Here is a 16,243-nt window from a genome sequence, read left to right on the forward strand (position 1 = left end):
GGCTTGAACAACTTTACCGTCGTCGACAACCAGGTTAACACCACAGAGAATTTATAGTTAAATAGTGGGCAACCACTTTGAGATTGAAGTCATCCTTTTTATGGGGGTGGCTTTTTTATGTTTAGTGGCAGATAAATGGTTGATTTCTCTAAAAATTGTCACAAATTTAGTTTTCTTTTTGGGAAATAATGTGGTATTTTACATAATGGTGATAAATGTGATTATTAAACAACTTTTTGCAAATTTGACGATACTTGTGTCACTTTTGTTCTTATACACGCAGATTTCTTCTAGTGCTCCTCTTCAATCTAGTTCATCGGCAACGCGGAAAATATTTGCTGGTATCATTGGCGGACTATTAAGCAACATACTCATGCACTACAGTATTCGGATTGAAACAACGATGATTGATTTAAGGCATATCCCCATCATTTTGTTAGCGTATTACGGCGGAGCATTACCCACTGTAACAGCCATGATCTTAGTCATCCTGGGCCGTTTTATGATTGGAGTTAGTCCAGCTGCCTATGCCTCGATTATTTTAGTAACTTTCATAGGATTTTTTGCCCTTTTTATATCAAAATGCAGTTATCTAAAAAAGTTAAAATCCTTCTTATGCTTACTTTTTCAAATATCGTCTTTTCAAGTTTAGCTTTGGTACTTATTAAGGATACAGATTTACATGGTCCCATCATCGTCACCTATTGTGCAATCTCGTATATTGCCGGCTATATGTCCTTTTACATCGTTCACTTTTTGCGGTCAAGCCAGGAGATGTTCAATAAATATAAGTCGGAGTCAACGACAGACCGGCTGACTGGATTAAATAATGTCAGGAAATTTGACGAGGTTTATAACAAGCTAATCAATGATTTAAAAACAAACAATCAAAGCCTGTCTCTTCTTTATATTGATATTGATTTTTTCAAAAAAATAAATGATACCTATGGCCACACGGAAGGCGATGAGGTTTTAAAAGAACTAGGATCGCTTCTTCTGAACAATACAAGAAATTTTGATTTAGTCAGTCGAAACGGCGGCGAGGAATTTACGGTGATATTACTAGATTGTCGATTGGACCGGGCATTCGAAATCGCTGAGCAAATCCGAAAAAAGATTGAAAAGCACAACTTTACCTTGAATAGCGGTAAGGAAATTAACCTCACCATTTCCATTGGAATTGCGAGTTATCAAGAAACCACCGAGGATTCGGCCATGCTGATCAAAGATGCCGATCAAGCATTGTACCAAGCGAAAAATACGGGGCGCAATAAAGTGGTTGCTTTTAAAAATACCCTTAGCCAGGCTTAATGCCTGGCTTTTTTCCAAAGGACACGCTTTTCTCTAAAGTGGGTAGTCATACTTGGGTATCTGCCATTTTGGTGTGGCTATCTGCCAAATTTGCACTTTTATCTGCCAAAATCCACATCCTATCTGCCAATCCAGCCTCTCCCCCCACTAGAGCTTGAAAAAGCCAGGCTTGAGCCTGGCTCAGGTAACTAAATTACCTTTTTTTGGAATTTCAAGGTGCACTCTTTGCTTTAAAGTGGATGGTCATACTTGGGTATCTGCCATTTTGGTGTCGCTATCTGCCAAATTCGCACTTTTATCTGCCAAAATCCGCATCCTATCTGCCAATCCAGCCTCTCCCCCCACTAGAGCTTGAAAAAGCCAGGCTTGAGCCTGGCTCAGGTAATCAAATTTCCTTTTTTTAGAATTTTAAAGTTAGCGCTTTGCTTTAAAGTGGGTAGTCACACTTGGTATCTGCCATTTTGCTGTGGCTATCTGCCAAATTTGCACTTTTATCTGCCAAAATCCGCATCCTATCTGCCAACCCTGCCTACCCACCCCATTAGAGCTCGAAAAAGCCAGGCTTGAGCCTGGCTCAGGTAACTAAATTACCTTTTTTTGGGATTTTAAAGTGAGCGCTTTGCTTTAAAGTGGGTAGTCATACTTGGTATCTGCCATTTTGGTATGGCTATCTGCCAAATTTGCGCTTTTATCTGCCAAAATCTACATCCTATCTGCCAACCCTGCCTACCCACCCCATTAGAGCTCGAAAAAGCCAGGCTTGAGCCTGGCTCAGGTAATCAAATTTCCTTTTTTTGGAATTCCAAGGTGCACCCTTTGCTTGGTCATACTTGGTATCTGCCATTTTGGTGTGGCTATCTGCCAAATTTGCACCTTTATCTGCCAAAATCCGCATCCTATCTGCCAATCCTGCCTTCCACCCCACTAGAGCTTGAAAAAGCCAGGCTTGAGCCTGGCTCAGGTAATTAAATTACCTTTTTTGGGGGTTTTATAGTGCGTGCTTTGCTTTAAAGTGGGTGGTCTTACTTGGTATCTGCCATTTTGGTGTCGCTATCTGCCAAATTTGCACCTTTATCTGCCAAAATCCGCATCTTATCTGCCAACCCTGCCTATCCACCCCACTAGTACCACCAGAAAAGCCAGGCTCTTTGAACTAGGATGGATATTTAAGGTGATAATTGGGGAATTTATTTGATAGTATTTCTTTTTGGAGGTTGCTTATGGAAGAACACGAAAAGCAGATTAGGCTTACGGCCGGTGAGCTGGCCCAACTTTGGTTTCAGTACTTAAATGATAGTGCAAGCGTATGTCTTCTAACATTTTTTCTAGAAAAAGCGGAGGATGGTGAAATTAAGCCATTAATTGAGTATTCTTTAGCCTTATCTACGTCACATATTGAAAAGGTTACAGCCTTCCTGACTGAGGAAAAAAATGCCGTGCCAACTGGTTTTAGCCTTGAAGAGGATGTTGATGTAACGGCACCTAGGCTTTATTCTGACAGTTTTGTACTTAATTTTATAAACCAAATGTCTAAGGTTGGACTGACAACCTATGCAGCAAGTGTTGGAACATGTGTCAGAAAGGATATTCGTGCCTATTATATGGACTGTCTCGCGGAAACCATGCAATTATATAATCGATCTACCGAATTATTACTATCCAAAGGATTGTTTATCAGATCACCGTTCCTGCCTAATTTAGAGAAGGTTGAATTTGTGAAAAAGCAATGGTTTATGCTAGATGTGTTTGGTGAAAAAAGACCATTGGTTGCCGCCGAGGTCGAACATATATTTGCAAATATGCAAAGAAATGCCTTAGGTGTGGCTGCCCTTACTGGATTTAGTCAGGTGGTTACGGACAAGGACGTCAAACAATTCTTTTTAAAAGGATTGGAAATTGGCAATAAGCATATTCGATTATTCAGAGGTAAGCTAGAGGAAAGTAAACTCCCTGCACCGATGGGCTGGGATTCAGAAATAACCAATAGTATCTCCCATACTTTTTCTGATAAATTAATGATGTTCTTCACCTCTGGATTGATTGCTTTAAGCGTTGGCTATTACGGTACCGCGGTTAGTCAAAGTCCTAGAGGCGACCTTGCTGCCATGTATAATAGACTATCAATGGAAGTTCAGATGTACTCTGAAGATGGTGCCAATATCATGATTAAGCATCGATGGTTAGAACAGCCTCCAATTGCATCCGATCGAGATGAGTTAATCCGACAAAAGAATAAATGAGAATCTAAGCTGCCGTCATTTGACGGCTTTTTTTTGTGGATGGTAAGTGGATAGTAACCGGCGCAACTTCCCCTTCTTCCCTACTGAAACGTTCTCTCTGCCCATTAATCAAAGGACTTGTTTCCTGAAGGTAGACGACTACATACCTTATTAAAGATTATGAAGGGAGGAATATGATGGATTATCAACAATTACAACAAAGAAGGCAACATTGCCTTTCAAAAATGCAAAAAGCCGTTGCCAAGTATCATCACTATCAAAATATGCTTCAACAAACAGAGTCTTTATTGGCTCAGCAGCCGTTCCTGCAAGTTAATCCTGCTACTCAAATTAACCCGCACTTAAATGTCAGCCCGTTCACACAAGTTAATCCGCATCTAAATGTGAGCCCGTTAACTCAGGTGAATCCACATGTAGAAGTCAATCCAATTACACAAATTAATCCGAAGTTATTTAGCGATATTCAAGTAAGCCCTACGACACAAACTTATTTAAATTTAGATCCTGATCTTTATTTGAAACTAAAGTAAAAACTACCTGCCCTGCTCCTTAAAAGGTGGGGCTTTATTTTCTAGAAAGTGACGGGTGTGTGTTCATGCAATATTTTAGCGTAGTTTCAAATGAAAATAGCATCACGATTATTAGAAAAAATAAGACGGTACGAGTAGACAAAGTTTCAATTTTTGTAGACCAATCTCTAGTCGGTTCGATGTCATTGGTGGATTCGATTGTGATCAATACCCACGGCTATCAGCCTAGGATCGTGCAAATTCAGTCAGACCTACTCGTAAACGGGAAATCATTCCAGCACCAGGAAGCACATTTCATAAAACAAACTGCCTTTCGTGAACCTTCATACAAACCGGGAGATATTCTCGTGAGCTGCGATAATGTAAATGGCCTGCCATATGGCTATATGGGACATGGGGCGATGGCGATTGATGATCAGCTGGCGATTGAAGTGGCACCGGATGATCCCATTGTGAGGGTGATCCCGATTGACAGCTTCAAAAAAGACCACCCGATTCATGCACAGTTTCGCCCAGTTTCTGAACAAATGGGACAAAATGCCGTGACCTATGCTTTACAATACTTGAAGGGATTTGAAGAGCATAAAAAAAATGGCATCCATAAACCTATTTTTCACTTTTCTCTCGATACCCCGTTGTATGATGAATGGACCTATATTTACTGCACCAAACTCATTTGGTTAAGCTATTACTATGGGGCTGGCTATCAATTTATAAATGATCACCTATGGTTCTCACCTGAAGACGTCTACTCTAATTGTATAAACAATCCCTACTTTGAATTAATTTATATCCATCCAAACTTTAAATTTTACGTTGATTCGTAATATTTTTTTCTCAAAAAAAAAAAAACACCCGACTATTCGGATGCGTACTTAATGATTCCATGTAAATAAACGGAGTATTCACGCTGGATACATTCTCTTAACCTGATCTTTCCTTCGCTTTCTAATTCTCTAATCCATTCTTGAATCCTTTTTTCATCTTCCTTTGTAGCCTTCGGAATCTCTGTTGAAAACAAATTTCCTCGACTGGCATTTCGTAATTTTTTTAATAAATCAACTTTATTCATTTGGGTCAGCCCCTTTATTTATTTAATTTCGACATAAAGAGGGATTTCTCCTTCAAATTGACATATTATAGTTGATAAAAGAATAATAATTTTAATCATTCGCTTTTTTAGTGATTGTGCTTGTTGATGATGGTCACAGGTGTTTTTCCTGCGAAATTCCAGCGTTTCGACTCCTCCCTTCTCTCTTTGGAAAATGTTTACTCCACGGTTCATAACAAAAACACGTTATACTTTATATATTATACCGCATGAGTCAAATCATGCGTTTTTTTTATTGGTATTCTATTAATTACTATAATAGAAAGTAATTTTACTAGAAGGGGGAACAGCTAGATGAACAGGATTAAACTACTAGTGGCGTTTTTGCTCGTCATCTCTTCGACGTTTGCTAGTTTGGCTGCGGTTGCGTCACCTATGGAGCTGTCCACGTGAAAGTGCCGACACGCTGGAAGGAGTTCCTCATTGAACTACTTTTTTACATGGTGTTGACAAAAGATTTTATCTGTTTTACAATTATCTCGAATTCAAGATATTCCGAAACGTCGGAACATCTTTTTTTTAAAAATAAATATCTTGAATTCGAGATAAAAATTTAGGAGGATTTTAAAATGATGAATATTGGATTATTAATCATTCGTGTAGTCATAGGATTACTGTTTGTAGGTCACGGTGCACAGAAGTTGTTTGGCTGGTTCGGCGGCCATGGTTTAAAAGGAACCGGTGGCTGGTTTGAATCGATCGGCATGAAACCTGGAGTGACGTTGGCCCTTTTCGCAGGCTTGGCAGAATTTATTGGCGGCGCCTTGTTTGCTTTAGGACTGTTAACTCCTCTTGCAGCAATCATGATTGCCGGAGCGATGGTCATCGCGATCGTGAAGGTTCATGGAGCAAACGGAATATGGTCAACAGCAAATGGGTATGAATATCACCTCACCTTAATTGCCGTTGTGATTGGTTTAGCTTTAATCGGTCCTGGTCAATATGCGATTGACGCATTTTTATTCTAAATTTCAGGGAAAATAAATGTTAAAAGGGGCGTGAAAGAAATGAGTAAGAAAACGATGGGGATTCACCATATCACAGCGATTGTCGGTCATCCACAGGAGAATGTTGATTTTTACGCTGGTGTTTTAGGGTTACGACTGGTAAAAAAGACAGTCAATTTCGATGATCCGGGAACGTACCACCTTTATTTCGGAAATGAAGCGGGGAAACCAGGAACCATCATTACTTTCTTTCCTTGGGCCGGAGCACATCAGGGAACCATCGGGGACGGCCAAGTTGGGGTCACCTCCTATGTGGTTCCAAAAGGGGCGTTTGATTTTTGGAAAAAGAGGTTGGAAAGGTTTAATGTATCATTTATGGTTACGGAACGCTTTGGCGAGCAGTATTTGGTCTTTGATGACCCGCACAGTCTACATTTGGAACTCGTCGAAAGAGAAGAAGGCGAAGTCAACTCGTGGACCTTTGGTGAGGTCACACCCGAAGTGGCAATCAAAGGCTTTGGCGGAGCAATGCTGCTATCAGCACAGCCTACCCAAACCGCTGAATTGTTGGAAAAAGTAATGGGCCTTGAGTTCATCGGAAAAGAAGGAGATTTTGCCCGCTATCGTTCTACGGGCGATCTCGGAAATGTCATCGACCTTAAATTAACATCCAGCGGCCGAGGACAAATGGGGGTCGGAACCGTTCACCACATTGCATGGCGCGCGGTTGATGATGAAGATCAATTAGATTGGCAAAAACACGTGGCATCCCATGGCTACCGGGTAACTCCGGTACAGGATCGAAACTATTTTAACGCGATTTATTTTAGAGAACACGGTGAAATTCTCTTTGAAATTGCGACCGATCCACCGGGATTTTCCCATGATGAATCTGCTGAGACCATGGGTGAAAACTTGATGCTGCCAGAACAGTATGAAATTCATCGTGATAAAATCGAACGCATTTTACTGCCGTTTCAAGTGAGAAAATTAGATTGACTATAAATCTAAAAAGAAAGAAATAATAGGAGGTGTATTGCAATGGGTTTCTTATCTAAATTATTTGGGTATTCAACTGACAAGGAGGAAGAAAAAATGACCAATGTAAAATTAGCAGTAATCTACTACAGCATGGGCGGCACAAACTATCAACTCTCAAAATGGGCAGAAGAAGGTGCCAAAGAACTTGGTGCTGAAGTGAAAGTCCTAAAGGTTCCTGAATTAGCTCCGGAATCAGCAATTGAAGGAAATCCCGCATGGAAAGCACATGTAGAGGCAACCAAAGATGTACCAGAGGTTAAACTAGATGACCTCGAATGGGCCGATGCGATCATTTTCAGCGTGCCAACTCGATTTGGAAATATGCCGTCACAAATGAAGCAATTCCTTGATACAACCGGCGGCCTTTGGTTTAACGGCAAGCTGGTCAATAAGGTCGTCAGTGCGATGACCTCCGCCCAAAATTCTCATGGCGGTCAAGAAGCAACGATTCTCTCACTATACACCACGATGTACCACTGGGGTGCGATTGTCGCAGCGCCAGGATATACCGATCCAGTTATTTTTGGATCAGGCGGAAACCCTTATGGAACCAGTGTCACCGTCGGTCAAGATGGAAAAATGATCGAAGATGTGGAAGCCGCCGTTAAACATCAAGCAAAACGCACCGTCACCATCGCAGAAGCGGTGAAAAAAGCAAATCAATAAGTTGTCATGGTTGTCATGGGGACGGTTCTCCTGCTTCTTTAAAGAAGCAGGAGAACCGTCCCTGATTAGTTTTCCAGAAGACTCTATAGTGGGCTTTGGCATTTTGACCGCTTTAAGATGACCGGGTTCGGGGTTTTCTCGTGGGTTCAAGGTTTTCTCGTGGGTTCGGGCATCTTGAACGCTTTAATACACACAGGGACGGTTCTCCTGCTTCCTAAAGGAAGCAGGAGAACCGTCCCTGCGCGTTTATAGTTCTTGGCCATTTGTGGCAATGACGTTTTTGTACCAGTGGAATGATTTTTTCTTTTTACGTTCGAGTGTTCCGGTGCCGTCATCGTTTTTGTCGACATAGATGTAGCCGTAGCGTTTGGACATTTCTCCTGTTGACGCACTGACTAGGTCGATACAGCCCCATGATGTGTACCCCATTAGTTCGACACCGTCTTCAATCGCTTCACCCATCGCTTCGATATGTTCACGCAGGTAGTCGATTCGGTAATCGTCGTTAATACTGCCATCCTCTTCTATTTTGTCATATGCACCAAGGCCGTTCTCCACAATAAATAGCGGTACACGGTAACGGTCATATAATTGATTTAAACTAATTCTAAGTCCAACCGGATCGATTTCCCAGCCCCAGTCACTAGCTTTTAGGAATGGATTTTTTATGCCGCCAATCAGATTCCCTTGGCCAATTTCTTCTGGAGTTTTATGCTTCTTCTCTGTGCGCGACATATAGTAGCTGAAGGAAATGAAATCAACTGGATATTGCTTGATCGTTTCTAAGTCGCCTTCTTCCATCTTGATGCTGATGTCGTTTTCTTTGAAGTAACGCTTTGAAAACGCCGGATATTCCCCGCGGACTTGTACATCCCCGCAAATATAGTTAAAGATTTGCTCTTCTTTTAACGCATGCATAACATTGACTGGATTACAGTCGTAAGCGTAAACAGGAGCGTAAATTAACATACAACCGATTTGTGCGCCAGGAATGATTTCATGGCATGCTTTTACAGCTAAACTGCTGGCAACAAATTGATGGTGCAAGCCTTGGAAACTTTCCTGAAGGCGAACGTCTTCTGTGGCAGGGGAAAACCCAAGACCGAAAATCGGCATATGTGTGGCACCGTTAATTTCGTTAAACGTTAACCAATACTTGACTTTGTTTTTATAACGGTTAAATAAAGTCGTTGCATAGCGCTCGAAGAAGCTGATGACTTCTCGGTTTCTCCAGCCGCCGTACTCTTTAATTAAATATAAAGGCATTTCATAGTGAGAGATGGTTACGACTGGTTCGATTCCATGCTTCAAGCACTCATCGAATACGCGATCGTAGAATGCAAGACCTTCCTCGTTTGGCTCAAGCTCGTCCCCATTAGGGAAAATGCGTGACCAAGCGATAGACAGACGGAATGCTTTAAAGCCCATTTCCGCGAATAGAGCGATATCCTCTGCATAACGGTGATAGAAATCAATTCCGTCATGGTTTGGATATGTATATTTTTCTTTGTCAATTTCAAAATCGAATCCAGGAGTAGAGATCACCTTTAAACGAACTTTTCCGCCGGGCATAACATCTGCCAAGTTCATTCCTTTGCCGCCTTCAAGATAGGCACCTTCTAATTGGTTCGCAGCTGTTGCCCCGCCCCATAAAAATCCTTTTGGAAATTGATAAGTTGTTTTACTCATAGAGAATCCCTCCATTTTTTAGTGGTTACACCTCTTAGTTTCTTATAAAACTACACAAAAAAACCTAAATCACCTAACAAAGACACAACAGTCCCATAGTTAAGTGATTTAGGTTTTGCCTGCATAATCAGTTACAATCCTAAAAGGTTGTTTATTGAATTACGCTTACTATAGCATACCTTTTTTAATCTAACAACCATTTTTGAAACCGTTATTTTTTTGCCATATATATAACAATAAGAAGCTTTTTGGATTTTTTTAAAAAAATTATTTTTTAAAAAAGAAAGCGTTGACACCAACTAAACAACCATGCTAAATTACACGTATCAAATAAATTTTAATAAATTCCTCTCAGGAATGTAACCTTAAGCGGGCATAACCTGATCTGATTAAAAACGAACGCACAGCGCTATCTTTGTGTGCAGTTTCTAATCGGATCAGGTTTTTTATTTGATAAAAATCAAATTGGATAAAAATAAAAATCAAATAAAGAAGGAAGTGTCAGAAATGAAACACGAACAGTTAGCTACAGATATTCTTGCAAATGTCGGCGGAAAAGAAAACGTTTCTAGTGTTGTTCATTGTGTAACGCGCTTACGCTTTAAGTTAAAGGATGAAAGCAAGGCAAATACAGAAGTGTTAAAAAATATGGATGGTGTTGTGACCGTTATGAAGAGCGGCGGGCAATATCAAGTCGTAATCGGAAATCATGTACCGGATGTGTATGCAGCCGTTTTACATGTAGGCAATCTTGGTGCTGAGAGTGAAAACAGTGATTCAACTAGTGATGAAAAAATGAGTATGGGTGCAAAATTTATTGACTTGATTTCAGGCGTTTTCCAGCCAATTCTGGGCGTTTTGGCTGCAACTGGTATGATCAAAGGATTTGCCGCTTTAATTTTAGCATTAGGCTGGGTTGATGCAACTTCAGGAACTTACCAGCTAATGAACATTGCCGGAGATGGTTTATTTACCTTCTTGCCCATCTTCTTAGGGTATACAGCCATGAAGAAATTTGGTGGTTCACCGTTTATTGGGATGGCGATCGCCGCAGCATTGGTACACCCTGCATTGTCAACATTAACGACAGGAGAAGTTTCAAAGGTGCTTTTCCAAGGTACCGTCTTTGAATCACCTATCCACATTACATTCTTAGGAATTCCTGTTATTATGATGAGTTATGCATCAAGCGTTATTCCTATCATTCTTTCTACCTATGTCGCTTCAAGAGTAGAAAAAGCTTTAAAGAAGATTATTCCAGATGTAGTAAAAACGTTCGTAGTTCCATTCTTTACCATCGTGATTATGGTGCCATTAACATTCCTTGCGATCGGACCAATCTCTACATGGGCTGGCAGTTTGTTAGGTGCAGCGACTTTATGGATTTATGAATTAAGCCCTCTTGTAGCAGGTTTAATTATCGGCGGATTGTGGCAAGTATTTGTTATTTTCGGTCTTCATTGGGGCCTTGTTCCAATCGCCATTAACAATTTAACGACTTTAGGTTACGACCCAGTTTTAGCAACAACGGTTATGGTATGTTTTGCACAAATCGGTGCCGTATTAGCCGTCATGTTAAAAACTAAAAACAAAAATTTAAAATCACTCAGCGTTTCATCGTTCATTTCAGGTATATTCGGGGTAACTGAACCAGCCATTTACGGTGTTACATTACCGCTTAAAAAGCCATTCATCATGAGCTGTATCGGTGGTGCAGTCGGCGGCGGTATCATCGGTGTTGCAACAGGGAAATTATGGATGTTTGGTGGAATGGGAATTTTCGTTTTCCCAGCCTTTATTAAACCAGGTTCAGGACTTGATATGGCTTTCTACGGATCCATTATTGCATTAGTTGCAGGTTTTGCAGTTGCATTTGTTTTAACTTATTTATTCGGCGGAATGAATCAAGAGAAATCTTCAAACCTAACAAATGAAACAACATCCGCTTCTAAGGAAGTAGCAGCTACAAAAGTTGAAAATGAAGAAGTAGTAAGCCCGTTAAATGGAGAAGTAAAGGCATTATCAGAAATAGCAGATGCTGCATTCTCATCTGGTGCTCTTGGACAAGGTGTAGCGATTGAACCGAGCGAAGGGAAGTTACTCGCTCCTGTGTCTGGAACAGTTTCCGCATTATTCCCGACAAATCATGCGATTGGGATTACGACCGATTCAGGTGCAGACATTCTCATTCACATTGGAATGGACACGGTTCAATTAGAAGGTAGGTATTTCACAGCACATACCACTCAAGGTGAATATGTTAAAAAAGGCCAGCTACTAATTGAATTTGATATGGAAGAAATTAAAAAAGCAGGCAAGCCGTTAACAACACCAATTGTTGTAACGAATCTTAAGGAATTCAACTTAGAGTTATCCAAGCAAAAGCAAGTCAAAACTGGCGATTCCTTATTTACTTTAGGTAAGAAGTAACAACTCTTCAGGAAAAGGAAAGCGGTCCTTTCCTTTTTCCTGTTGTGTTAGAATAGCGGTAATTTCCTCCTAATATTGCAACGAATGGAGAAAATCTATAGTATATAGTGAAGGAAAGCTCGTTTTAAGTTTCCTTCTCTTAAAAAATTTCTGATCACTCGTCCATAGTATATACTATATTTTACCTATAGGTGATTTAATGAAAATAGCCAAAGTTTACAATAACAACGTAATCAGTGCATTTAATGAAAAAAACGAAGAGCTAGTGGTGATGGGAAGAGGGCTCGCTTTTCAAAAAAGGCCTGGAGATTTAGTGGACGAACAGAAGATCGAAAAGATTTTTACGATAAAAAATAATGATCTTTCAGAGAGATTCAAAACTCTTTTACATGAAGTACCGATTGAATACATGGTCATCACGGAGGATATTATTAAAATTGCTAAAAGCAGGTTAGGAAGAAACCTTAACGAGAGCCTCTATATCTCTTTAACTGACCATATTCACTTTGCCGTAGACAGACACAAAAAAGGCTACGACATAAAAAATGCCCTATTGTGGGAAATCAAAAGGTTCTATAAGGAAGAGTTTTCCATCGGAACCGAAGCACTAAAGATGATTAACGAGAAAATCGGTGTTCTCTTGCCCGAGGATGAAGCTGGTTTTATCGCAATGCACATTGTTAACTCTGGCTTGAACGAGGAAATGCCAAACGTCGCTAATATTACTAGAGTGATGCAAGATATCCTAAACATTGTGAAATACCATTATAAAATGAGCTTTGATGAGGAATCATTGAATTACTTCCGATTTGTCACTCATTTAAAATTCTTTGCCCAAAGACTTTATAACCAAAGCTATATAGAAGACGATGACCCCTTCCTGTACGAATCCTTCAAGCAAAAACATAAAGAAGCGATCGAATGTACAGAAAAAATCAACGACTACATCGTCAATCAATTCAACTATAACCTCACCAACAACGAAAAACTATACCTAGCCATCCACATCCAGAGAGTCGTAAATCGCTGAAAGACACAGGAAAGGACACGGGGACGGTTCTCCTGCTTCCTTAAAGAAGCAGGAGAACCGTCCCCGTGTCTTTCCTTCTTTCATAAAATTACTCCCCTTCTACTGGCCTTTCGAAAATAATCTCATATTCTGTTGGTTTTCCATGGCCGTTATGCTTTAAAGGCAATACCTGCACTAACCGCCAGCCCTTTGAAGCATGCTCCTCGATCGTCTCCCTATGCTCGGCATCTGTGAAAAATCCCCCTAAAGTAGTCGTAACAAACTTATATTCGTACATCTCAACACCTCCATTTTCTACCATTATATACGTGAAGTCTCAAATAATGGTTTCAATTTATAACTAAATGTTTTTTCTTTTAATGCGATCGCTATTGTCTCGATAAGAAATAGCAACTGCGAAACCCATCATTTACTGGTATAATTAAAGATGAGATTCACGAACGTTTAACCGATTAGACAGACAGATCCGTTGTATTGGTACGGACTAAGACGGTCTAAATATCCAAGTATATTGAAAAAATAAAATTAAAATTATAATAGACGTACACATGGCTCAGTAACTACTAAGCCATTTTATTTTTGTTTGCAAAATATATTTAATTAGAACATCTTCCGGAGCTTATCATGAGTGGTTGGAAACAAGACTATTTATTTGGAATTACAAAGTCTTGAGCTTGATCTCATGATTACCGACAAATCCAATTGAAAGCAGGTTCTATATGGCAACATTCTTTTTAATCATCATCTACCTGGCATTTATCAGCCTCGGTTTACCCGATTCCTTGTTGGGCGTTTCCTGGCCATTGATGCGATCGGAACTTGGCGCACCCCTTGAGACCGCAGGATGGCTGTTTATGACCATTGCTGCCGGAACGATTATTTCGAGTTTGGCAACCGGCGCTGTCCTTAAACGGTTCGGAACCGGCATGGTCACGTTTGTCAGCGTCCTCATGACGGCTGGAGCCCTGCTCGGATTTCATTTTGCTCCTTCGATTTTTTGGCTGTTTATTTGTGCGATTCCACTCGGACTAGGTGCAGGTGCCGTTGATGCGGGAATAAACAATTATGTCGCGACGCATTACCAGGCACACCACATGAGCTGGCTTCATTGTTTTTGGGGAGTCGGGGCTACGATGGGTCCCGTTATTATGGCTCAGTTTATTACAGGGCAGCAGTCTTGGCGAAGCGGGTACCTTGCGATCGCTGGGCTTCAGTTTGCATTAGTGGTTATCTTGTTTTTCTCTTTGCCGTTATGGAATAAAATTGCCGGCGATGCCCCTAAGGAGCCTGAAACGACTAGACCAGAGCATGATACGCAAAAACCCCTGCAAATTAGCGGGGTAAAACTAGCTTTAGTCGCTTTCTTGTTTTATTGCGGTGCAGAAGCAGCGGTGGGCCTTTGGGGAAGCAGTTTCCTGATTAAGATGAAAGATTTATCCGTCGATACCGCCGCTAAATATGTTTCTTTCTATTATGCTGGTATAACAATCGGCAGATTTATTACAGGCTTCATTACGTTAAAAATAAACAGCACCACACTCATACGAGGCGGGCAAATCATCACGTTGGCTGGTGCCGTACTGCTGTTCCTGCCGCTACCGTCGACTTTTTTGCTTGCCGGATTTATCTTGGTCGGGCTAGGATTAGCACCTATTTTTCCATGTATGCTACAAGAAACACCGATCCGCTTTGGAGAAAAGCATTCTCAAACGATTATGGGCTACCAAATGGCGGTTGCCTATACAGGCAGTACGTTCTTGCCTCCGCTTCTTGGTTTCGTTGCAGCACGCTCCACCATCGGGATTTTCCCCTTTGTCATAGCGGGTTTTATCGCATTTATGCTTTTGGGGTCTGAACGATTAAATAGCTTGTTGAAAAAGAAGGATACGAACTCAACAGTATTTTAATTGAATAGTAGACTTACAGGGAAAAAGATCATTCTCAATAAAAACAGTACCGCAAATCGCAGTGCTGTTTTTTACTAGAAAATGAATGATTTGTACATACTTTGCTAGTGTCCTACTATTGATCCATCCTGTTTCGTCATCAGTAGGAACTTTCCTTTTTTAAAAAGAGAAAAGCATTACCGTTTATTCAGTAATGCTTACTCTAGAAATCGTCATTCCATCACCGATTGGCATCAGGACAGATTCTAGTTGAGGATGGTTGGCCACCGTTTCATTGAATTTCTTCATAAAATCCGTATAGCGTTTTGGTGCGGCATCTAGATCGGCAACACTGCCCCCGGCCAGAACGTTATCGATTACGATTAAAGCTCCCTCTTCTGCCAGGTTCACACAGGCTTCAAGGTAATTTTCGTAATTCTCTTTGTCAGCATCAATAAAGAAGAAATCAAATTTCTTGTTTTCTTCGGATAGTTTTTCGATTGATTGTAGTGCGGGGCCGGTTAGATAGGTGACCTGCTCACCAAAGCCTGCCTTCGCTAAATTGCTGTGAGCTAACTTTGCATACTGTTCCTCTAATTCGAGAGAAGTTAAATGGCCTTCGCCGCCGCCGAATCCTCTGGCCAGGCAAATCCCGCTATAGCCGCCCAGTGCTCCGATTTCAAGGATATTTTTAGCCCCAGAAATGGATACGAGCATGGAAAGCAGCTTTCCGGAAGCCGGAGATACTGAAATCGAGCGCATTCCGTTTTCTGTTATTGATAAAAGGACTTCCGCTAAAAGAGCATCCTCACTGCAAAACACGGAATCGATATAACGATTAATTTGTTTCATCTGCTTCATTACCTTCCGCACCAAGACCCGGCTCATTCTCTTTCTCAACATCATTTGGTTCTAATTTAGCTGCTTCACTTTCATGGATCTCAAATAACTGCGTAAATTCGTTGATCATCAAATCAAGCATCTTTAATTCCCCAATTAAAATTTGGTTAATTGATTGAAATTCAGGTTCCTCCAGCTGCTGCTTAATCGTTGTCCGCTTAAGATTCATCATCTCTAAAAAAGCAATCGCCCGACCGCGACGAAAGGTTTTCGGCCCACGATGTTCACCTTTGGAACGCTCACCACGGTGATGAGAACCACCTCTCCCTTTTGAACCCTCACCTCGATGCGAACCATCCTTTTCATTAAAACGTTCACCTCGATGCGAATCATCCTTTTCATTAAAACGCTCACCACGATGCGAACCATCCTTTCCTCTTGAACCCTCACCACGAGGATGCCCTTCTCTTCTAATTTCATTTCTCATAATAAAAATCCTCCTTGTGTATACAATTGTATACT

The 16,243-nt window shown here is 40.9% G+C and carries 16 protein-coding genes and 1 pseudogene; 11 read left to right on the forward strand and 6 right to left on the reverse strand.

Going from position 1 to position 16,243, the window contains the following annotated elements; translation table 11 throughout:
* Nucleotides 1-217: 217 nt before the first annotated feature.
* Together BTR25_RS28035 and BTR25_RS28040 are read left to right on the forward strand one after the other, a co-directional pair.
* A complete protein-coding gene (locus tag BTR25_RS28035; RefSeq protein WP_254842627.1) occupies nt 218-652 on the forward strand; it encodes a LytS/YhcK type 5TM receptor domain-containing protein in 435 nt (144 codons plus the stop codon).
* Nucleotides 616-1,311 (forward strand): GGDEF domain-containing protein, encoded by a 696-nt coding sequence (locus BTR25_RS28040; RefSeq protein WP_254842628.1) that lies wholly within the window; start codon nt 616-618, stop codon nt 1,309-1,311. The genes BTR25_RS28035 and BTR25_RS28040 overlap by 37 nt, the downstream gene beginning before the upstream one ends.
* Before the next feature lie 709 nt (nt 1,312-2,020).
* Here the strand turns inward: BTR25_RS28040 and BTR25_RS04415 are convergent.
* Nucleotides 2,021-2,218 carry a hypothetical protein gene (locus BTR25_RS04415; protein ID WP_075686546.1) on the reverse strand — a complete coding sequence of 66 codons (198 nt, stop codon included), beginning with the start codon at nt 2,216-2,218 and terminating at the stop codon, nt 2,021-2,023.
* 313 nt (nt 2,219-2,531) lie between these two features.
* On the opposite strand from BTR25_RS04415, the gene BTR25_RS04420 reads away from it, so the two are divergent.
* The 3 genes from BTR25_RS04420 to BTR25_RS04430 all read left to right on the forward strand — a co-directional run bounded on the left by BTR25_RS04420 (nt 2,532) and on the right by BTR25_RS04430 (nt 4,908).
* Entirely contained in the window at nt 2,532-3,551 is a 1,020-nt protein-coding gene (locus BTR25_RS04420; RefSeq protein ID WP_075686548.1) for a DUF3231 family protein, read from the forward strand.
* 173 nt (nt 3,552-3,724) lie between these two features.
* Nucleotides 3,725-4,081, forward strand: coding sequence for a hypothetical protein (locus BTR25_RS04425; protein ID WP_139311168.1), 357 nt, complete (start codon nt 3,725-3,727; stop codon nt 4,079-4,081).
* Between the two features lie 65 nt (nt 4,082-4,146).
* Nucleotides 4,147-4,908, forward strand: a complete 762-nt coding sequence (locus BTR25_RS04430; RefSeq protein ID WP_083652237.1) for a hypothetical protein — start codon at nt 4,147-4,149, stop codon at nt 4,906-4,908.
* Nucleotides 4,909-4,940: 32 nt separating this feature from the next.
* Here BTR25_RS04430 and BTR25_RS04435 read toward each other — a convergent pair whose 3' ends face one another.
* On the reverse strand, nt 4,941-5,153 hold the full coding sequence (locus BTR25_RS04435; protein WP_075686551.1) for a hypothetical protein: 213 nt from the start codon (nt 5,151-5,153) through the stop codon (nt 4,941-4,943).
* Between the two features lie 608 nt (nt 5,154-5,761).
* On the opposite strand from BTR25_RS04435, the gene BTR25_RS04445 reads away from it, so the two are divergent.
* The 3 genes from BTR25_RS04445 to wrbA are packed head-to-tail and all read left to right on the forward strand — an operon-like array spanning nt 5,762 to nt 7,846.
* Nucleotides 5,762-6,160, forward strand: coding sequence for a DoxX family protein (locus BTR25_RS04445; protein WP_075686555.1), 399 nt, complete (start codon nt 5,762-5,764; stop codon nt 6,158-6,160).
* Nucleotides 6,161-6,199: 39 nt separating this feature from the next.
* Nucleotides 6,200-7,138: a ring-cleaving dioxygenase gene (locus tag BTR25_RS04450; protein ID WP_075686557.1), complete on the forward strand. Its 939-nt coding sequence runs from the start codon at nt 6,200-6,202 to the stop codon at nt 7,136-7,138.
* 42 nt (nt 7,139-7,180) lie between these two features.
* Entirely contained in the window at nt 7,181-7,846 is a 666-nt protein-coding gene (gene wrbA / locus BTR25_RS04455) for an NAD(P)H:quinone oxidoreductase (RefSeq protein WP_075686559.1), read from the forward strand.
* Nucleotides 7,847-8,092: 246 nt separating this feature from the next.
* Here wrbA and BTR25_RS04460 read toward each other — a convergent pair whose 3' ends face one another.
* The gene (locus BTR25_RS04460) at nt 8,093-9,535 is read right to left on the reverse strand and encodes a glycoside hydrolase family 1 protein (RefSeq protein ID WP_075686561.1); all 1,443 of its coding nucleotides are present in this window, start codon (nt 9,533-9,535) and stop codon (nt 8,093-8,095) included.
* 507 nt (nt 9,536-10,042) lie between these two features.
* Here BTR25_RS04460 and BTR25_RS04465 point away from each other — a divergent pair.
* Both BTR25_RS04465 and licT read left to right on the forward strand, forming a co-directional pair.
* Nucleotides 10,043-11,965 (forward strand): beta-glucoside-specific PTS transporter subunit IIABC, encoded by a 1,923-nt coding sequence (locus BTR25_RS04465; RefSeq protein WP_075686563.1) that lies wholly within the window; start codon nt 10,043-10,045, stop codon nt 11,963-11,965.
* A 199-nt stretch (nt 11,966-12,164) separates the two neighbouring features.
* Nucleotides 12,165-12,995 carry a BglG family transcription antiterminator LicT gene (licT, locus tag BTR25_RS04470; protein WP_075686565.1) on the forward strand — a complete coding sequence of 277 codons (831 nt, stop codon included), beginning with the start codon at nt 12,165-12,167 and terminating at the stop codon, nt 12,993-12,995.
* An 88-nt stretch (nt 12,996-13,083) separates the two neighbouring features.
* Here licT and BTR25_RS04475 read toward each other — a convergent pair whose 3' ends face one another.
* Entirely contained in the window at nt 13,084-13,272 is a 189-nt protein-coding gene (locus tag BTR25_RS04475; RefSeq protein ID WP_075686567.1) for a DUF4177 domain-containing protein, read from the reverse strand.
* A gap of 442 nt (nt 13,273-13,714) precedes the next feature.
* Between BTR25_RS04475 and BTR25_RS04480 the strand changes: the two genes are divergently transcribed.
* Nucleotides 13,715-14,902: an MFS transporter gene (locus BTR25_RS04480; protein WP_075686569.1), complete on the forward strand. Its 1,188-nt coding sequence runs from the start codon at nt 13,715-13,717 to the stop codon at nt 14,900-14,902.
* 183 nt (nt 14,903-15,085) lie between these two features.
* Here the strand turns inward: BTR25_RS04480 and BTR25_RS04485 are convergent, their stop codons facing one another.
* Complete coding sequence (locus BTR25_RS04485; RefSeq protein ID WP_075687057.1) at nt 15,086-15,733, reverse strand: O-methyltransferase; 648 nt, start codon at nt 15,731-15,733, stop codon at nt 15,086-15,088.
* Nucleotides 15,720-16,082 (reverse strand): annotated as a pseudogene (locus BTR25_RS04490) (hypothetical protein); the annotation flags it as partial. The pseudogene BTR25_RS04490 and the gene BTR25_RS04485, both read right to left, overlap by 14 nt.
* Nucleotides 16,083-16,243: the final 161 nt, after the last annotated feature.

Source organism: Bacillus sp. MRMR6, from assembly GCF_001940785.1.
Classification (GTDB): domain Bacteria; phylum Bacillota; class Bacilli; order Bacillales; family Cytobacillaceae; genus Neobacillus.